The 18,512-nt window shown below is 44.3% G+C and carries 18 protein-coding genes; 13 read left to right on the top strand and 5 right to left on the bottom strand.

All coding sequences use genetic code 11. The features are described 5' to 3' along the window. The first annotated feature begins 124 nt into the window (after positions 1 to 124). The 3 genes from F6K46_RS26010 (at position 125) to F6K46_RS26000 (ending at position 5,109) form a co-directional block, all read left to right on the top strand. Positions 125 to 1,435, top strand: a complete 1,311-nt coding sequence (locus tag F6K46_RS26010) for an AAA-like domain-containing protein (RefSeq protein WP_293066519.1) — start codon at positions 125 to 127, stop codon at positions 1,433 to 1,435. Then, a complete protein-coding gene (locus F6K46_RS26005; protein ID WP_293066516.1) occupies positions 1,432 to 4,755 on the top strand; it encodes a CHAT domain-containing protein in 3,324 nt (1,107 codons plus the stop codon). Before F6K46_RS26010 ends, F6K46_RS26005 begins: the two co-directional genes overlap by 4 nt. 147 nt (positions 4,756 to 4,902) lie before the next feature. Then, positions 4,903 to 5,109 carry a type II toxin-antitoxin system HicB family antitoxin gene (locus F6K46_RS26000; RefSeq protein ID WP_293066513.1) on the top strand — a complete coding sequence of 69 codons (207 nt, stop codon included), beginning with the start codon at positions 4,903 to 4,905 and terminating at the stop codon, positions 5,107 to 5,109. Here F6K46_RS26000 and F6K46_RS25995 read toward each other — a convergent pair. The 3 genes from F6K46_RS25995 to F6K46_RS25985 all read right to left on the bottom strand — a co-directional run bounded on the left by F6K46_RS25995 (position 5,063) and on the right by F6K46_RS25985 (position 7,621). Continuing rightward, positions 5,063 to 5,233, bottom strand: a complete 171-nt coding sequence (locus tag F6K46_RS25995; protein ID WP_293066510.1) for a hypothetical protein — start codon at positions 5,231 to 5,233, stop codon at positions 5,063 to 5,065. The genes F6K46_RS26000 and F6K46_RS25995 overlap by 47 nt on opposite strands. Positions 5,234 to 5,420: 187 nt before the next feature. Continuing rightward, positions 5,421 to 6,020: a PAS domain-containing protein gene (locus tag F6K46_RS25990; RefSeq protein WP_293066508.1), complete on the bottom strand. Its 600-nt coding sequence runs from the start codon at positions 6,018 to 6,020 to the stop codon at positions 5,421 to 5,423. 401 nt (positions 6,021 to 6,421) lie between these two features. After that, the gene (locus F6K46_RS25985) at positions 6,422 to 7,621 is read right to left on the bottom strand and encodes a HEAT repeat domain-containing protein (protein WP_293066505.1); all 1,200 of its coding nucleotides are present in this window, start codon (positions 7,619 to 7,621) and stop codon (positions 6,422 to 6,424) included. A 530-nt stretch (positions 7,622 to 8,151) separates the two neighbouring features. Between F6K46_RS25985 and F6K46_RS25980 the strand changes: the two genes are divergently transcribed. From F6K46_RS25980 to F6K46_RS25965, 4 genes are all read left to right on the top strand, one after another. After that, positions 8,152 to 8,715: a globin family protein gene (locus tag F6K46_RS25980; protein ID WP_293066503.1), complete on the top strand. Its 564-nt coding sequence runs from the start codon at positions 8,152 to 8,154 to the stop codon at positions 8,713 to 8,715. Between the two features lie 29 nt (positions 8,716 to 8,744). Next, entirely contained in the window at positions 8,745 to 9,389 is a 645-nt protein-coding gene (locus F6K46_RS25975) for a cytochrome c3 family protein (protein ID WP_293019230.1), read from the top strand. Continuing rightward, complete coding sequence (locus F6K46_RS25970; protein WP_293066500.1) at positions 9,386 to 10,225, top strand: cytochrome c3 family protein; 840 nt, start codon at positions 9,386 to 9,388, stop codon at positions 10,223 to 10,225. Before F6K46_RS25975 ends, F6K46_RS25970 begins: the two co-directional genes overlap by 4 nt. A 209-nt stretch (positions 10,226 to 10,434) precedes the next feature. Next, positions 10,435 to 11,079 (top strand): DUF3365 domain-containing protein, encoded by a 645-nt coding sequence (locus tag F6K46_RS25965; RefSeq protein ID WP_293066497.1) that lies wholly within the window; start codon positions 10,435 to 10,437, stop codon positions 11,077 to 11,079. Positions 11,080 to 11,169: 90 nt separating this feature from the next. Here F6K46_RS25965 and F6K46_RS25960 read toward each other — a convergent pair whose 3' ends face one another. After that, positions 11,170 to 11,313: a hypothetical protein gene (locus F6K46_RS25960; protein WP_293066494.1), complete on the bottom strand. Its 144-nt coding sequence runs from the start codon at positions 11,311 to 11,313 to the stop codon at positions 11,170 to 11,172. A 70-nt stretch (positions 11,314 to 11,383) separates the two neighbouring features. On the opposite strand from F6K46_RS25960, the gene F6K46_RS25955 reads away from it, so the two are divergent. The 3 genes from F6K46_RS25955 to F6K46_RS25945 all read left to right on the top strand — a co-directional run bounded on the left by F6K46_RS25955 (position 11,384) and on the right by F6K46_RS25945 (position 13,193). After that, positions 11,384 to 11,995: a hypothetical protein gene (locus F6K46_RS25955; RefSeq protein ID WP_293066493.1), complete on the top strand. Its 612-nt coding sequence runs from the start codon at positions 11,384 to 11,386 to the stop codon at positions 11,993 to 11,995. A 245-nt stretch (positions 11,996 to 12,240) separates the two neighbouring features. Further along, positions 12,241 to 12,831, top strand: a complete 591-nt coding sequence (locus F6K46_RS25950; RefSeq protein ID WP_293066489.1) for a thioredoxin domain-containing protein — start codon at positions 12,241 to 12,243, stop codon at positions 12,829 to 12,831. A gap of 17 nt (positions 12,832 to 12,848) precedes the next feature. Then, a complete protein-coding gene (locus F6K46_RS25945) occupies positions 12,849 to 13,193 on the top strand; it encodes a hypothetical protein (protein WP_293117489.1) in 345 nt (114 codons plus the stop codon). Here the strand turns inward: F6K46_RS25945 and F6K46_RS25940 are convergent. Beyond that, complete coding sequence (locus tag F6K46_RS25940) at positions 13,173 to 13,637, bottom strand: pentapeptide repeat-containing protein (RefSeq protein ID WP_293064189.1); 465 nt, start codon at positions 13,635 to 13,637, stop codon at positions 13,173 to 13,175. The genes F6K46_RS25945 and F6K46_RS25940 overlap by 21 nt on opposite strands. 477 nt (positions 13,638 to 14,114) lie before the next feature. Here F6K46_RS25940 and F6K46_RS25935 point away from each other — a divergent pair, with 477 nt between their 5' ends. The 3 genes from F6K46_RS25935 (at position 14,115) to F6K46_RS25925 (ending at position 18,508) form a co-directional block, all read left to right on the top strand. Beyond that, positions 14,115 to 15,878, top strand: coding sequence for a cytochrome c biogenesis protein ResB (locus F6K46_RS25935; protein ID WP_293064177.1), 1,764 nt, complete (start codon positions 14,115 to 14,117; stop codon positions 15,876 to 15,878). A gap of 61 nt (positions 15,879 to 15,939) precedes the next feature. Further along, entirely contained in the window at positions 15,940 to 17,664 is a 1,725-nt protein-coding gene (ccsA, locus tag F6K46_RS25930) for a cytochrome c biogenesis protein CcsA (protein ID WP_293064174.1), read from the top strand. A 394-nt stretch (positions 17,665 to 18,058) separates the two neighbouring features. Further along, positions 18,059 to 18,508, top strand: a complete 450-nt coding sequence (locus F6K46_RS25925; protein ID WP_070393377.1) for a Rieske (2Fe-2S) protein — start codon at positions 18,059 to 18,061, stop codon at positions 18,506 to 18,508. Positions 18,509 to 18,512 lie beyond the last annotated feature (4 nt).

The raw sequence follows: 18,512 nt of genomic DNA, 5'->3' as shown, positions 1-18,512 counted from the left end.
CTTTTTTTGAGAAGACATCATGCCCTCAGCTGGTTCACTGTTACCGTGCTCATTGCATCCTCAAGGGATGGGGGTTAGGCATAGCCTAGTTGTGAAGAGTGTAATCGGATGAGCTGAGCATCGAGTGGGTCAGCGGTTCATCCTTCTGTTTCACCATTATCCGCAGCTGCTCAAGCATTTCTACCGCGCTGCACTAGCGGTTCAACGCAACGGTTATCCTCGCCAGAAAGATTTAGCTGACGAGTTATTGATATCTCTATCAACCGTCAATAATTATCTCAATGGGAAAGCTGTAGATAACCTGAATTTCAAAGAAATTAGTGAAAAACTGGGGCAAGACTGGAACGCCATAGCATTCTTTGACGAAAATACTAATGATACGTCAGCCCATGGAACAATAAACTCAGAAGTAGTGATCACACACTGCCCTGAAGAAGAGTCTTCATTGATTTATGTCCAACGTCCTCCCATTGAACAGTCTTGTTATCAAGCCCTTTTAGCTCCCGGTGCCTTAGTCAGAATTAAAGCCCCTAGGCTGATGGGGAAGACATTGCTGATGGTGAGAATGTTGGATCAGTTTGCCGAGAAGGGCTACCGAAAGGCCTATGTAAATTTTCACTTAGCCCATAGCAATGACTTGACCGATGTCGATCGATTGTTCAAGTGGTTTTGTATCAGTGTTGGCCAAACCTTGAAGATACCGAATCGGTTAAGAGACTATTGGGATGAAGACTTTTCCACCGCTAAGGTGGATTGTACCGAATACTTTGAGAACTATCTTCTGCCTGAAGCTGGCGCTCCCGTGGTTTTATGTCTGGATGAAGTAGACCGAGTTTTTCCCTACCCTGAGGTAGCTTCGGAATTTTTGGGATTGCTGAGGGCGTGGCACGAACGGGGGAAAGTGGAACAGGTCTGGAAACGGTTGCGGTTGGTAGTTGTCCATTCCACAGATGTTTATATCCCCCTCAATATTAATGAATCCCCGTTTAATGTGGGAGTGCCCATTGAATTGCCAGAATTTACCCCCCAACAAGTCCAGGAATTAGCCCGACAACATGGACAGGATTGGAGTGAATCCCTTGTGGAGCAACTGATGGAGATGGTGGGAGGTCATCCTGATCTGGTACAGCAAGCCTTATCTCACTGCCAAATCCACGGTAATGACTCCCTGGCGCAACTGTTGCAAGCGGCTCCTACAGATGCTGGCATCTACGCTAACCACCTGCGACATCTGTGGCGGATGCTGCAACCACACCCAGACTTGGCCAAAGCACTGTTACAGGTGATTGATGCTAACGCTCCTGTGGGTCTGGACTTGATAGCAACCTATAAGTTGTACAGCATGGGGCTAGTCAAAAAGCAGGGCAATCAGGTCAGGCTCAGTTGTAATTTATATCGACAGTATTTTAAAGACCGCCTTGGAGAACTGCCATGAGTACAGGAGCCTATCAGGTTGGGGGATGCCTACCACCGGATGCTACTACTTATGTCGTGCGTACCGCTGACGGGGAACTTTACCAGCAGTTGCTGGCTGGAGAGTTTTGCTATGTGTTGAATTCCCGCCAGATGGGGAAGTCTTCCCTGAGAGTGCGAACCATGAAACGGCTGCAAAACCAGGGGGTGGCTTGTGCATCCATTGATATTACGGAATTAGGAACCCAACAGGTTACCCCAGAGAAATGGTATGGCGGCTTAACCAAAACCCTGATTAACCGATTCGGTCTACAAGAGAAATTATCATTTCGCAGCTGGCTCAATGAGCACAAAGATATTCCCCCAGTACAGCTTTTTCGGGAGTTTATCGAAGAGGTATTACTGATCCAAATTGCGGAAAGGATTGTTATTTTTATTGATGAAATTGATAGCGTTCTGCAACTAGCGTTTAAAGATGACTTTTTTGCCCTAATTCGAGCCTGTTATAACAAACGGGCAGAAAATTCTGCCTATAATCGGATCAGTTTTGTGCTGTTGGGGGTGGCGACACCGGGGGATTTAATAGCAGATAAAGACCGCACCCCGTTTAATATTGGCCGAGCTGTTGAGTTACATGGCTTTCAACTCCATGAAGTAGAGCCGTTAGTCAAGGGGTTGGAGGGACATGTCAGTAATCCCCAGGCTGTGATCCAGGAGATAGTCAAGTGGACAGGAGGACAACCGTTTCTTACTCAAAAGCTTTGTCAGTTGGTGGTGAGTTCTGGGTGTTGGGATCCCCCCCAAGCCTTAACAAGTTTCGATCCCCCCCAACCCCCCTTAACAAGTTTCGATCCCCCCCAACCCCCCTTAACAAGGGGGGAGAAGGAGAAAGCATGGATTGAGAAGCCCTTGACAAGTTTGGATCCCCCCCAACCCCCCTTAACAAGGGGGGAGAAGGAGAAAGCATGGATTGAGAAGTCCTTAACAAGGGGGGAGAGGGAGAAGGTATGGATTGAGACATTAGTGCGATCGCATTTTATCGACAACTGGGAAGCTACCGATGAACCAGAGCACTTGAAGACCATACGCGATCGCATTCTTTCTAATGAGCAACGGGCTGCCTATTTGTTGGACTTGTATCAGCAGGTGTGGCAGCAGGGGGAAGTTGTTGCTAATAACAGTTTTGAAGAGGGCAAGTTACAGTTATCTGGGTTAGTGGTCAAGCACAGACTTGGAACGTCTCCAGTTCTTAAAGTCTATAACCCGATCTACCGTGAAGTCTTTAATCAGGACTGGATTAACCAAGAATTAGCCCAGTTACGTCCCTATTCGGAAGCCTTTAGGGCTTGGGTGGCGTCAGATTGTCAGGATCAGTCACTATTGTTGCGGGGTAAAACTCTAAAGAATGCTCAAGCTTGGGCCAAGGGTAAGAATTTAAGTTATCAGGATCAGCAGTTTCTGGCGGCAAGTGAGAAAAAGCAGATAGAGGAGCAAATTGCTCAAAAAGAACGAAATGCGGAATTAGAGAGAGAGAGGAAAGATAGGGAAGCAGCCCAGACGATAAATCTGATACTAACTGAGGCGAATCGGAAAGCCAAAGGGCAGATGCGTTTCGGATTTGGTGTCTTAATTTTAGCGTTATTGGGAGCTGGTATTTCTGGAATACTAACAGTAATTCTAGTAGTAGACGCGAATCGCCAAGTTGATTCTGCCAAGTTAGAACTTAACCAGGTAAAGCAAGAATTTCAACATGTCTCGCAGCTATCTGAACTAGGTGGAAAACTTTACAAAGCCAATAAGCGTTCTGAGGCAGAAATAATCTGGAAACAAGCAGCTCTCTCCTTTGAGATTCAAGACTATGAACTCAAACAAGCCATGCTGCTGAGCAATATTTCCATTGCCTATCAGCAACTTAAACGGTTTGATCAGGCAAAAAATGCAGTTTCAGAGAGTTTGAAACGATTAGAAAGTGCAGATAATAGAAACTCTCTAGATCACTCCATCATTCTTGCTCAAGCTTTAAATGCCCAAGGTCGTTTGCTGGCAGCTCAAGGAGATACTAAAGGAGCCTTGTATGCTTACGGCAAGGCTTTTGATACTCTCCAATCATTAGGTAGGGATTTAAGCAGTATAAATCCAGCTATAAAGGTTTATTTTGGAGAGATTGTAGAAAGTGTTTATCAGGAGTTTATTGTAGCACTTTTGGACTCTCAAGAAACTGGATATAAGCAGAAAAATCTTAGAAAAGTTCGTCAGGTTATTGAATCTATCAATTTGGCTCAACTCAACAGCTTCCGTGAGATAGTTCCTGTGCCTGCTAATCTAATTGAAATTGATCAGATTGATTCCCAAGCAGCAGTAATCTATCCTATTATTTTGGACGACTGCTTGGAAGTAATTCTTCACTTGCCCGGTCAACCATTGCACCGCTACTCAACACCTTTATCTGCAAAAGAAGTTGAGGAAACGCTTCAGGAATTTCTCTACACGCTTCCTCAGGTGCATAGACGAGGTTTATGGTATAGATTCTCCCTAAAAGTTTACGAATGGCTGATTAAACCAGCAGAAACTGAGTTAGCTAAAAGTAGCATCAAGACTCTCGTATTTGTTCCCAATAGTAGGCTAAGATATATTCCCATGGCAGCTCTTCACGATGGTGAGCAGCATTTAGTAGAAAAATATGCTATTGCTGTCACCCCTGCTTTACAGATACTAGAGCCTCAGCCCCAGAAACCAAGACCTTTAAAAGCTTTGATTGCTGGACTTTCTGAATCCCGCCAAGGTTATCCAGCAATACCCTTTGTTAAGGTGGAGCTAGAAAAAATTAGCTCAATCATACCGAGTTCAATCCTATTTAATCAGGACTTCACTGGTAAAGCCCTGGAAAACGCACTTAACTCCTCTTACTTCCCTGTAGTTCACTTGGCAACCCATGGACAGTTTTCTTCAGAATCAGAAGATACATTTATATTGGCTTGGGACGAACCAATTACACCCAAAGAGTTTGAGAAGTTACTGGGTTCAAAAGAACAGGAAAAATTCGACCCGATTGAATTACTCGTCCTCAGTGCTGATTATAGTGCTATAGGGAATAATCAAACACCTTTTGGATTAGCGGGATTAGCCCTAAGGTCTAGAGTACGCAGTATTCTGGGTTCTCTGTGGTATTTTAACGACGAAGCCAGTGCTGTGTTTATGAATCAGTTTTACAAAGAATTCACTCAACGGAACGTTACCAAAGCTGAAGCCCTGCGCCGTGCTCAGTTAAGTATCTTGAAACACCCTTACTACCAGCATCCCTATTACTGGGCACCCTTTGTTATAATCGGTGACTGGCGGTAAGGGGCTATGACGTAGCGCGAACAGCCGTCAGCCGTCAGCCGAAGGCCTTTGGCCACGCTACGCGAACAGCCGTCAGCTAAAAGCTCACGCTACTTGAAAAGTCGCAAACCGCTATAAGATATTATTAAATTTAAAAACTAGAATTTCATGAAAACATTTACTGCAATTGTTGAGCGAGATTTGGATACCAATCTCTACGTTGGTTATATTCCAGGATTGAAAGGCGCACATTCTCAGGGAGAAACCTTAGACGAGTTAAAGGAAAATTTGCGAGAAGTAATTGAAATGCTGCTAGAAGATGAAAAGTTTACCTTTGAAACAGCATTTGTCGGTACACAAAAAATTGTAGTCTGATAGTTACAGCATTTTTCATAACTATCAGGTAAACAGTATTTTTTCCCGATTCCCGATTCCCGATTCCCGATTCCCGATTCCCGATTCCCGATTCCCGATTCCCGATTCCCGATTCCCGCCACACTAATCGGTTAATAGAGGCTCAGGGAAGTTAATTGATGATTGAAAAAGATCGGAATAGCTAGAATCAGCCATCTGTGGTAGTAAATTGATGATCTTACTCAGGGGTTTGCTCAACTCCAGAGAAACGGTAATGCTAAAACTGCATTGTAGAGCCCTGATGTCTTTGACTTCAAGTTTTTTTAGCAGTTCTAGAACCCAGTGACATGGAGTATCAGCCAGTGGATACTAACAACATTGCCTTGAGGGTCACAACAGACAGATACTGACATATCAACCGCTACAGGTTTACCTTGCCGTGGACACAACACCACTTGCCAGTCCTTGAGCTTTTGCAATTCCTGGAGCTCGTGGAGTTGGTGCTCGAAGCGATTAGACTCAGCTTCACTGATAAAGCTCATCAGCGGTTTACCGACCAGATAATACTGCTGTACGTTGAGTAGACTAGCCGCTGCATAGTTTGCTTCTTGGATAATTCCTTGACCATTGGTTACCAGGTAACCCTCAGGAGCCAATTCAAACAAATTATGGTAGTGTTTTTGCTGTGCTTGTAACACAGCGTAAGCCGCTTGCAAAGCCTCATACTTCTCGCTGAGTTCCTCAAGACCCGTAGAGAGTTCCTCTAGAGCAGCATAGAGCAGCTCCGGCTGTAGAGAGGATTGCTTAGTATCTAGTGATTCAAGTTTGAGACACTTTTGAGCTGGAATCTGGTGCTTAGTAAAGTCAAAGCCTGGATTTGTGTTCAGTGAACTCAGAAGTGCTTTGAATACGGGATCTTCGTTTATATTCACTCGTATTTCTCCATCCACAGAGCAAGTCTAGGAACAATTGAGGCTGGACTACTCAACGGCCTTCTGCCAAATCGTCCCCTAGGGTTCGCGAGTGTACTTGATGCTAGCAAATTTTTGTGGCAAAATCGTGAAGCAAACGCCCAGAATTGGCTGCTAAACCACGCTTGCTCCGCAATATCTTTGCTTTTTATTGATTTTTATGTTGTCTCTATGGATGGCTCAGATCGGCTCTCCTCAATTAACGTCCACCTTAGGGATTTGAGTTAAGGGGTAGCCCACTTCTGAATCAAACCATAAGTATAGAGTATAGCACAAAAAAATGCAAGCGTTAGCAACGGTAGGCTCTGAAAGCTTTACGCCCCTAGACTCATGGGAATTTACTGGGAATTTACAATCAAAATTTACAATGGGAATTTTTTCAGGGCTGCGATCGCATGCAAGCTCACGGAGTGATCTGAGTCTGCGACCAAGTCTTTGAGTAATGGTATTGATTCAAATTGAGCTAATTGTCCTAGGGACATGGCTAGAGTTTGTTTGATTTGGTGATCTTCCGTAGCCAGTTGCCCTGATTGACAAAAGTCGATCAAAATCTCAGCCGCTTTGGGTTTCAAATAGTCTGACTCTACCATCCCCAGGACGCTAATGATTTCCCGACAGACTGGTGTGGCTGCCTCCCTCAGCACTGCTTGCAACTGTTGTAGGGAATTGGTAGTAAACTCCCAACTGAAAGCACGGACAATCTCGATTTGTAAAGTGATTGGTGTAGGTGGTGACTGGAGTGCCTTAACTAACGCTTGATGGGCGTCCAAGGTAGCTAAACGCCCGAGTGCGATCGCAGCTTGGTGGCAAACCTCCAAATTCAGGTCATAAAGCAATGGTTTAATCCGCTTGACTAGATCTAAATCTGGCAACAGAGTGCGTAGTAACCCTAGACCAATCACCGCTTCTTTCCTCACCGCTGCCACGTTATCGCTTAAGGCGTTCAGGAGCACTGGAGTAATTGAAGGTGAGCGAAAATTACTGAGGGTTTCAATAGCAGTAGCCCGTATTTCCCAGCTGGGGTCATTAACCACACTCAGCAATGGCTCAATCACTTCCGGACGGTGAATATGAGCCAGGGCTTGCACTGCCAATAATCTGGCCTCTGGGGATTCTGGAAAACGGCTTAAAGCCGCCACTGCTGAAGTCCCAATGTTGGCCAGTGCTTCAGAAGCCATATAGGCTAACTCTTCATCCTCACCATCCTTCAGCAATTTGACTAACACCATCACAACTGCCGGGTCATCAAACTGACCTAAGATCCGACCAGCAAACCAACGGACTTCCAAATCTAGTGCTTCATCTTCTAGGATGCTGATTACCGGAGCAATAACAGCTTTCCCCAGTTTTGGTAGCACCTTTACTAAATCCCATTTTTCTTGAAAATCCCCACTCTTGAGCACCTGTAATCCCAGACTCAAGGCTAGCTGAAACTCTTCATCATTTAACCGCTGCTGTGTCTGACCATTTTTCCCTAAGGACAACTGCTGAAGATGGTGAGTTAGTAATGAAAAATTTTCCTGCTGTCCAGCAAGACTGGCTTGTTTTAAAATGTTCAGCATTGTTTAATCGTTGCCTCACGGCAATAAAAAATTAACTGCATCAACCAAATTAAGTGCATTTGACTACTATCTCGATCACAGAGGAGACTGATCCGACGAACAGCTGATTTTCCGACCCGAATATCGGACTCCAATTTAAGCGTTCTCCAACAAAAGCCTAATTATCAAATCGAAAATGTATTACATGCAATAGTTTAATGCATACTATTCATTTTTATAAATTATTTGTAACCAAAGCTACGATGTTTCCCAATTGTGAAACCTATCGTTAGATATCGATATGGACTATTGATCTAATCACATCGACTTAGTCAGTTAGTCAGTGGGAACCTTACACAGTTAGACATCTTTACATCCTGCCTGGTGGGAGGTTATCTCCACTGGGCATCTACCTTTAGCGGATGTCAAGCTCTCAACCTCAATAACCCCAACCCAGAAGTGGGCTTAAGTAATTATCGGGTGCTGGGTGCCAAACTAACAGTTAAATCCCATGTAAATAACATGTAAATCACACGGAGTAATATAGAACAATGTCTTTACAAGTTGAACTATTAGAACAAAGCTTTGATCAGGTTAAGCCTCGCGCTACAGAATTTGTAGCCAGCTTCTACGAAAATTTATTCACCGATTATCCAGCCGCCCAGCCTCTGTTCGATACCACAGATATGGTGGCGCAACAGAAAAAACTGCTGGCTTCCTTGGTACTGGTAGTAGAAAATCTACGCAAACCAGATACCCTCGGTGCAGCCCTCAAAGGACTAGGAGCGAGACATGTTAAGTATGGAGCGCTTCCAGAACATTATCCATTAGTGGGCAATAGCCTCCTAAAAACCTTTGAGCAATACTTGGGTGCGGATTGGACACCAGAGGTCAAGCAAGCCTGGGTAGACGCCTACGGAGCCATTACCACCATCATGTTGGATGGTGCGGATTATTCCTCTGAAGAAGTGGAGTTAGATTCCCCAAAACCAGAGGCGACAACAGCCAGCCCCCAACAGTATGAGGTGCCAGAAAGCAAAATTAACTGGCCATTATTCGGTGGAGTGTTTGGAGCTGGTGCAATTGTTACCCTGATCCTGGCCATGCTCTTGTAAGCCATGGGGTTGTAAATAGTTAAAAATAAATGGCAAGCAATCTAGGTAAGTTTTTTAAGCCCACTATTCTCCAATCCAAGGTAGTCATCATCGGTGTGATGGTGATCCTACTAACGTGGTTAACCGCTGCCTTCGCGTTAGATCACCGCAGTGTGTTCCTTCCTGGCACTACCTCGGAGGGGCATGTTTTGTTTGAGGTGTCCTGTAACTCCTGTCATGAGGGGTTTAAACCGGTCACCAACGAAACCTGTATGCGCTGCCACGAAGCCGAAATGGCAGCAGATGCTCACGGAGCTAAAAAGTTCCGTGACCCCCGTTGGGCTGAACTCTTAACCAAGATAGATGTACTGACCTGTACTGCTTGTCATAACGAACACGTCCATATGTTTGGGCGAGGAGTTCACCTCAAGCCAGACCTATGTATGGCTTGCCATGAAGGCATCATCACCGGTGACTTAGCCAGTCATACAGGATTTACTCGGGATGGTTGCTGGACCGCAGGCTGTCATAACTTCCACGACCACCGCTCCATCTCTACAGGATTCCTGCGTCAGAATATCGATCAGTTGCCGATGTTGCCAGAACCTGTACTGTTGGAGCGGACAGTTACTGGGGAATTAGAAGAAGCGCCTACTCCCGATTTAGGTGAAGAATTCCTGGGGAGCGAGTCATGAAAAAACTGATTGCCATTGTACTCGTCCTAATTGGGTTGGTATTGGTCAGCGCTATCCGAGGTAACGCAAACACTGTTATTGATGTAGCCAATGGGGGTGTGCCCAAAGACGCCGCTGCATCGCTTTCCCAAGCGGAATTAGTTGAGATTAATCAGTTGTGGCAAGGCAGTGCTCATGCCTTAGCAGACGTTAACTGCTCTAGCTGTCACCAAGACTCTGAAACTAAAGAATTAGTGGTTAAACCAACCCAGGAAAGTTGTCAAAGTTGCCATGAGGTAGCGGTTGAGACCTTTCTGTATGGTAAGCATGGCATTCGGATCTCAGAAGGACTATCTCCCTTGACACCAGCAATGGCTCATTTGCCGATGAAAGAGTCAGCGATGGACAAGCAAATGAACTGCAACAGCTGTCACAATGTCCATTCTGTAGATACCTGGCAAGCCTCTGTAGATTCCTGCTTGACCTGTCATAATGACACCCACTCCCTCAACTATCAAAACTCAAAGCATGCCCAACTATTTGCCGACCAAGGCACCTTACCCAGACCCAATGGTGAATCGGTGACCTGTGCTAGCTGTCATCTACCTCGTCAGCAGCTGGAAAACACAGAAAACACAATTGTCGTTAATCACAACAATACCTTTACTCTTAAACCACGCGATCGCATGGTTAAGGAAGTTTGTATGAACTGTCACAGCGTCGAGTATAGCTATAACAGCATCTTCGACGATGAGCTAGTGGAGGAAAACTTTTCTCAACCTCCTACCCTGAAGCTAGAAACCTTTGATCTAGTTCGTGCATTTGAGAAGAAACGGTCGAGTCAGGCTGAAGAGTAGTAAAAGCTACTAATTAACGCTACTAATTAACGCTACTAGTAGTTAAAGCTACTAACTAAAGCTACTAATTAACGCTACTAATTAACGCTACTAGTAGTAAAAGCTACTAATTAACGCTACTAGCTAACGCTAATCATTCCTAGCCCTAGTCATAGCTACGTCATAGCCACGTCATACCAATTAAATACAACGAGAGGAGATACGAAATCATGGCAATCAAGACATTGCTACATCGCATGAAAACCAAAGCTGTGGGATTAATTGCCTTAGGTTTAGCGATTTGCGTCACTGTTGTCGCTTGTGGCGACGGTTCCAGTCAGCAAGCTGGAGGTGTTGCTCCAGAATTAGTTGTGGATTATATCCATACCGTGCTGTTAGCAGACCGCACCGCTTACACCAAGCACGTCATTAACCGCTTGAAGAAATTAGAAGGCAAAGACAAGCCAAAGGGAGTAGTTGATGCTGAAGCCACTGAAGGTTGGCAACAAACTGGTGGTATTCCGCTACCAGCTCAGATGTTCCGTCTAGGAGCAGAGATTGCTGCTGACAACGGAGAGTTTACCTACGGCTTAATTTCCCCTTGGAATATCAACGATAACCAAGCGCCAAAATCTGAATTTGAAAAGAAAGCGATGGCAGGAGTGGTTGAAACCGGTGAGCCTTACAAAGACTATCAAGAAATTGCCGGTACAACCTATTATTCTGCCGTCTACCCTGATAAAGCTGTGGCTGAAGCCTGTATCACTTGCCACAACACCCATCCTGTACACAAAGAGCGCTATCCCGACAAAGTCTTTGAGATGGGCGAAGTCATGGGTGGCATCATCATTAATCTGCCTCTAGAAGGTACCTAATTTTTAGGGGAAATGTGTCAGCTATCAGCTATCAGCTATCAGCTATCAGCTATCAGCTTATGCCCTACGCCCACGCTACGCGAACAGCTATCAGCTATCAGGCATGACTGACTGCTGACTGCTGACTGCTGACTGCTGACTGCTGACTGCTGACTGCTGACTGCTGACTGCTGACTGCTGACTGCTGACTGCTGACTGCTGACTACTGACTGCTGACTGCTGACTGCTGACCACTGACTGCTGAGTGCTGACTGCTGACTGCTGAATGCTTACAAAATAGGTTTAACCGAAAAGCCACTATGTTATGAAGCCCAAATTTTCTACCTTAATCATCCTCACCTTCATCTGTGTGGTAATTCTGACTCCCTTTGCCCTCAGTCCCCTTTATATACCGATGCTGCGGGAGAATTACTTTAAATGGTATCAGCTTTTACAAGGGGAACTTTATAAGCAAATTACCGGCTATCTATCCCTAGCCTTTGTATTGTTTGAGATAGTACTAACGGCTAGAAAGCGTAGTAGTGGCTGGATGATTAAGTTTACTATTCCTGGTTCCATACAGCTGTGGCGGAGTTTACATATCTTTCTGGGAGTCGCCCTTTTAGGAACAACATTAATTCATACCATTGGCGCGACGGGTAAGAATTTTAATTCTATATTCCTGTGGGTATTTTTTGGTGTAATCCTATCGGCTCTAGTCGGTGTTGTAGCGGAAACCGGGGTGCTGGAATCTCCTAGAAAATATTTTGGTTGGGTGCCAGCAAAGGATGGCATTGGCACGATACTACCGGGTATATCTAAAGGTCCCCTAATTCGTAATCTACGCTCTGTCTGGCTATCCACCCATATCTTCCTAGTCAGTGTATTCTTTGTGATGCTAGGATTTCACATATTTCTGGCCTATTACTATCAATGAATAGGGAACAGGGAACAGGGAACAGGGAACAGGGGATAGGCAATAGGCAATAGGCAATAGGCAATAGGCAATAGGCAACAGGCAATAGGCAACAGGCAAGAGTAGTAAAGAGATACGATTATTTTTTGGTGTTATGATAATTCAGTATTTTATTTCATGATATATTGGTAAATAATATATCATGAAATATAGCGTTTCCTAGTCTAGTCAGGTATATCTAAATTTTATTCCCTACTCCCGTCTTGATGCAGTCGCTCATGGGGGAAACCCCCAAGACCGCGCTGCATCGCTGCTCCCTGCTCCCTGCTCCCTGCTCCCTACAACCCAGGAATTTAGACATCACCCAATTGATAAATACTATAATGAATAGTGAACAAGGAAAAATCAGGGCAAAACTCAGCATTGTTGTAGGAATAATCACTGTTGTATTCGCCGCTGGAACATTTTTCCTAACTCGTTCTGATGTATCTAGCCTTAGTAGTTCAAGCGTGGCTGGGTTAGCTCTAATCAAAACAATGGCAAAGCAATCCGTACCGTATGAGCTTGCTTTGAGCAATAATAAGCCCACTCTAGTAGAATTTTACGCTGACTGGTGTACCACTTGTCAATCCATGGCTCCTATCCTAAACAAAGTACACCAAAAGTATGGAGAGAGCGTCAATTGGGTGATGCTAAATATAGATGATCCCCAGTGGGCTAAACCGATTGAAAAATACCGAGTGACTGGTGTGCCTCAATTCACATTTCTAGACAGTAATCAGCAAGAGAAAGAAATCCTAGTTGGCAAAATCCCTGAAACAATTATCACTAAAGTGCTGCAAGAGCTATTATCCTGAAAACAGGATTACCATAGGTGACAAGTTGCAGGTTAGAAAGTTGCAGGTTAGAAAGTTACAGGTTAGAAAGTTACAGGTTAGAAAGTTACAGGTTATTAACCCTTAAACCAAACAACCTACCCTACTTCGGACGCCAAAGGCGAACAACAACACAACCTTGGCCTTTCGGCCACGCTACGCGAACAACCTTGGCCTTTCGGCCACGCTACGCGAACAACATTCAACAACACAACCTTGGCCTTTCGGCCACGCTACGCGAACAACCTTGGCCTTTCGGCCACGCTACGCGAACAACATTCAACAACACAACCTTCAACAACACAACCTTAAATAATATCTGTCTAGAAAGCTGCCAACTTTAAGATACCGATATCAAAACTACGAGACATGACTGCACTAGTTAAGTCCGCTCCCTGAAGGTTAGCACCACTCAAATCCGCACCCTGAAGGTTAGCACCACTCAAATCTGCTCCTTGAAGATTAGCACCACTCAAATCTGCTCCACGCAAATCGGCTTTGTGTAAGTTAGTTTCAGTCAAATTTGCCTTGATTAAAGTAGCTGCAGTTAAGTCTATCCAACTGAGGTTAGCTCTAGTAAGGTTCGCTTCGGTAAGGTTAACTCCTTCTAAGATAGATACATAAAGCTGAGCACCACTGAGATTTATCCCCTCAAGATCTACCCAACTCAACATTTCCTCACTCAGATTTATGCCCCGAAAATCCCGTTCTCCCCTAGCATATCGCTTCAGTACTTCCTCAGGATTGGTTGTGGTGAGTTGGCTAGATGGACTCGTGTACAACAGCATAGATAACCTCAAACGTGATCTGGATTGGGTCTGGTGTTAGTGACAATTCCTTACAGATGGGAAATTGTTGTAGACAGACGCGCTTTATGGCCAGTATCTAAGTCTGATGTTAGCGATCGCGTTTACGGAATAGTTGAGTAATGTTTAATTTACTAAGCTAGTAGATTGACTACACCTTTAAGATGAAAAAAATGCTAAATGTATTAATTAATACAACAATAATTTAAAATCATGGTTAAAGTTCATGACATTAAGGCATTTTGTTAAAAGCGATCGCTTAGTTTTAAAAAAGCGAAAAAAAAACATAATTTAGGAAAGAGCTTCTGTTGATAAAATTGTTTTATACCATGGTGTATTATATAGAGATAAGTCCTAAATTATTGGTAAAAACTATTCCTAATTACCTTTTAGTTAATGAACCATGTTGTGTGATCCCAATCTTGACCAGTATGTTCACAAATAACCTAGGATTGCTATATGCTTGAGCATACCTTGAAATTTATTGGCTCGATTAAACTAGCTGTCCCTTTACTTAGTATTATTGTCGCTATCTTAATTGGGGCGACGTTTTACGAATCTCAGGTCGGGTCAACTACCGTGCAACAAGAGATTTACAAAAGTCCGTGGTTTGGAGCCTTAATGTTCCTACTAGCCCTCAACTTAGCGGTCTCAGGTCTGTATCGCTATCCCTGGCGAGGTGCGCGTAAAATCGGCTTTGCTCTGACCCATCTTGGTATCATCGTAATTATCGCTGGTTCAGCGGCTGTAATCCACTTAGGTGTAGAGGGTATGTTACCTTTGCGCACCGATATGGCTTCGAGCAATCAGATTCGGGTTGAAGGGGAATTGTTAGAAGTGATGACACCATCATCAGAGTTGCAGCAGGCTGATGTATTGATCAAGCCAGATGGTTCAGTCATCCCCAAGCAAATTGGTAAACTGTCTTTGCTAGGCTACAGCGACAACACCATCAAAACAGTAAGTTTTACCGAAGGGGATAATTCAGCAGTAGATAATCCAGCTGTGCGATTACGCTTGAAAAGCGATCGCATGGGGCAAACCCTAGATCGCTATTTAGCTGTAGCCCCAGTAGCCAGCAAAGTAGGGATTGGGCCAGCTGAATTAGAAATTATTCAGGTAGATACAGTAGCGACAGGAAAAGGAAAATCTCTGCTATCACCTCCTGAAGAAAAAAACCTGAGTCCTTGGGGAAGCATCGAGGTAACGTCAAAAGAAAGGGACAAGATAGATACAGAGATTATCGATATAAAACAAGCTCTGTCATCCCAAGCCCCAGACTCCTCAGTCAAAGTCGTCGATTTTTGGCCGGATTTCCGACTAGACGCCGACAACCAACCGACAACGGCCTCCCAACAACTGAGAAATCCCGCAGTACAGTTAGAGGTATCCACACCAGAAGGGCTTGAACGCTGGTTTGTGTTTGGAAAGGAAAACTTTCCCCCAATTCGTTCAGTGGTATCAGGAAAACCCCTAGAAGGAATTGAGATTAGCTATAACATTCAACCCCAGCAATCACAGGATTATTTCCGGGTGATCGTGACTCAATCAGGTCAGCTATTCTATGCGGCCCATTCCTCGAAAGGATTTAAATCTGGAACCTTAGAGGTTGGAAAAGCTGTCAGTCCCGGTTGGGCAGACTTCCAAATTACTCTAGACGAGTATATTCCCCATGGCAAAATCAATCGTCAGGTCATACCTGTATTTGACCCAACCGTTAAGGGAGTACCAGCCTTATTAGTCAGCACCGAAACCGGAATCCAAACCTGGTTACCCTGGGGCGAACCGACTACGATTAACGAACCAACAGGAGAAATCTTTGCTGCCTTTAGTCCCAAACTCTTGCAACTGCCGTTTGCGATCGCATTAGAAGACTTCATCGTTGAACGCAATGAAGGCAGTGATTCCGTTGCTATGTGGACTAGCAAAATCCGGATCGAAGACCGGGATAACCATGTCATCTCCCAGCGCAACGTTTGGATGAACCATCCCACCTGGTATCAAGGCTGGAAAATAGCCCAAGCTTCCTGGAATCCCGGTGACTTAAAACAATCAACCCTACAAATCAAGCGAGAACCAGCCTGGGTAACTGCTTTAACCTGGACAGGCTCCGGTCTAGTAATCGGTGGCATCACCATCATGTTCTATGGTCGAGGGATAGCTAAAAAACTGCGCCGCCAGCCAGAGGAGTCCGGAGTTCCCTTGTATTATCATTCCCCCTAACATACTTTGTTCTAGTTCAGATTAGCGTTTACTTCTGTGTAGCTTTTACTCCTGTGCTCTGATGAAACCACTCCAACTCCTGATCGGACTTTGTCTCGGAATCGTAATCCTAATCATACCTCCAACCCAACTCCAACCATCACCCCTAGACCCCTTACAAACCCTAGCCGTCCAACTTGATGGGCGCAAAAAACCCTTAGACACCGTAGCCCGAGAAACCGTAGCCAAAATCCACGGTTCAACTAACTACCGCGTAGAAAACAATCAAACTCTCAACTATTTCCAAACCTACCTATCCCTATGGTTTAATAACCGAGACTGGAACCAAGAACCCTTCATTCTACTTACCTACCGCCCCCTCAAAGAAAAAATCAGTCTTGACCTAGAACGAAAATACTTCTCCTTCGCAGAATTAGTCAGTTCTAACCTAGGTACCATCGTTCTGGAAGCCAATCAAAAAGAAGCGGACAACATTGAGCTGACTAGAGACGAACGAGAAGCCCTCACCATAGAAGACAGACTGGCATTAATGTTACGCACGGTAGGTACTGATACCCTACCCCTAGTTCCCCATCCCAGCGATAGTAAAGGCACTTGGGTAAGCATACTTCAATCGCAACAGTATTACACCAACGAACAAATTACCCTTCTACAGCAAAGTTACCAAACACTCAAACAAGCCTATCGTTTAGATCCCCTCCTGACTAATGTTGAGGTTGGGCAAGTCGCAGAAAAACTACATCAGGAGTTAGCCGCTCTTAGCCCTGAAATTTACCCCAAGGATTCCGTGCTGCAACGGGAAGTTAACTTCTCTAGTTTTCGCCCCTTTAGTAAAGCCTGGAAAATTTATGCGATCGCATTACTAGTCCTGTTATTAGGATTATCCTTCAAACAATTCGACCTCTACTCAGGTGCAGTAGGAATTTTCCTCACAGGTCTTTTCATCCAAGGCTACGGCTTTATCACCCGCATGGAAATTGCCGGACGTCCCCCAGTCACCAATATGTATGAATCCGTAGTGTGGGTTGGATTTGGGATTGCCGCCATTGCCCTAGTATTTGAGCTAATCTACCGAGCAAAATACTATCTGTTAGCCGCTGCTCCTTTATCAATCCTTTGTCTACTTCTAGCAGACAGTCTTCCAGCCGTTCTAGATCCAAGTATTGCCCCCCTTGTACCAGTACTACGGGACAACTTCTGGCTGAGTATCCACGTTCCCACCATTACCCTCAGCTATGCTAGTTTTGCATTAGCAATGGGATTAGGACATATTATTCTAGGACATTATCTAGTTGCTCCCCAATCCTTTCAACGAATTGCCCATCTATCAAAATTCAACTATCGAGTCCTACAAATTGGTGTTTTACTGCTCACTACTGGCATTATTCTCGGTGGGATCTGGGCTCACTTCTCCTGGGGTCGCTTCTGGGGTTGGGACCCCAAAGAAACCTGGGCGTTGATTGCCCTAATGTGTTACATAGTCCCCTTACATGGTCGTCTGGTAGGATGGTTAGCAGACTTTGGGATGGCAGTCATTAGTGTAGTTTGTTTTAATGCTGTGTTGATGGCTTGGTATGGTGTTAACTTTGTTCTCGGTACTGGTTTACACAGTTATGGATTTAGTACTGGTGGCTCAGAATTAATTGTCGGGAGCCTAGTTGGTTTAGACTTATTATTTGTAGCAGCTACCGCTACCAGACATAACCGTTGGTTTATCTCTAAATCTAGTCAAAATCTAGTGAAACAGTTTAGTAAAAAGCAACCAGTTATGGCTAAAGATAATTAAAACAAATTTAAACTAACTTTAGCAAAGGGAACAGGGAACAGGGAACAGGGAACAGGGAACAGGGAACAAACATTATCAAAATTGATTTATAATTGCTATTAAAAGGCAAAATGCCAACTAATCACCAAGATATTATCCAGCTAATTAGCCGGTAATACTTTCGATTCCAAATGCCTAGTTTTAAAGATGAGATAATTAGAGCAAGTTCAGATAATAAGTTCTCAAAAAATATAGCTTTATTATAGTAGATAATATCCCTACTATTCCCTTCCTGTTCCCTGTTCCCTGTTCCCTGTTCCCTATTACCTACTATTTATAAGTGTTCAACCCCACATCATATTAATCGTTTATGGTTTATTATTAAAATAAATCGTTTTCCAGGTAGAGGTATACTATGGATCGTCGTAAATTTATGGGCTGGTTTGGTGTTGGTGCATTAGCTACTTATCTACCAGTAGCATTAGCTGCCTGTAGTCCTGAGCCAAGTCCGCCAAAAGCAACAGAAAAGAAAAGTCCTAATATTGATAAGTCGGTGCGAGAGGATGGATTCCAAGCCGTTGGCACAGTGCAGGAGTTAGAAGAAAAAGGCAAAATTAGCGACAAGATAGCAGATATTCTAGTCGTGCGTAATCTGAGCAACAATAGTCTTGTTGCCGTAAACCCTAGGTGTACTCACCAAGGTTGTAGCGTGGATTGGAAGCAAGAGGACAAAATATTTAACTGTCCTTGCCACGGTTCTAAATTTGATTTAGATGGCAAAGTAACGAAAGGACCTGCAGACAAACCCTTGACAAGCTATGAAACAAAGGAAGAAGATAATTTAGTTTTGGTAAAAGTAAGCTAGTCAT

The organism is Moorena sp. SIO3E8, assembly GCF_010692445.1.
GTDB lineage: Bacteria > Cyanobacteriota > Cyanobacteriia > Cyanobacteriales > Coleofasciculaceae > Moorena > Moorena bouillonii.
This window is presented reverse-complemented; position numbering and strand designations above follow the sequence as displayed.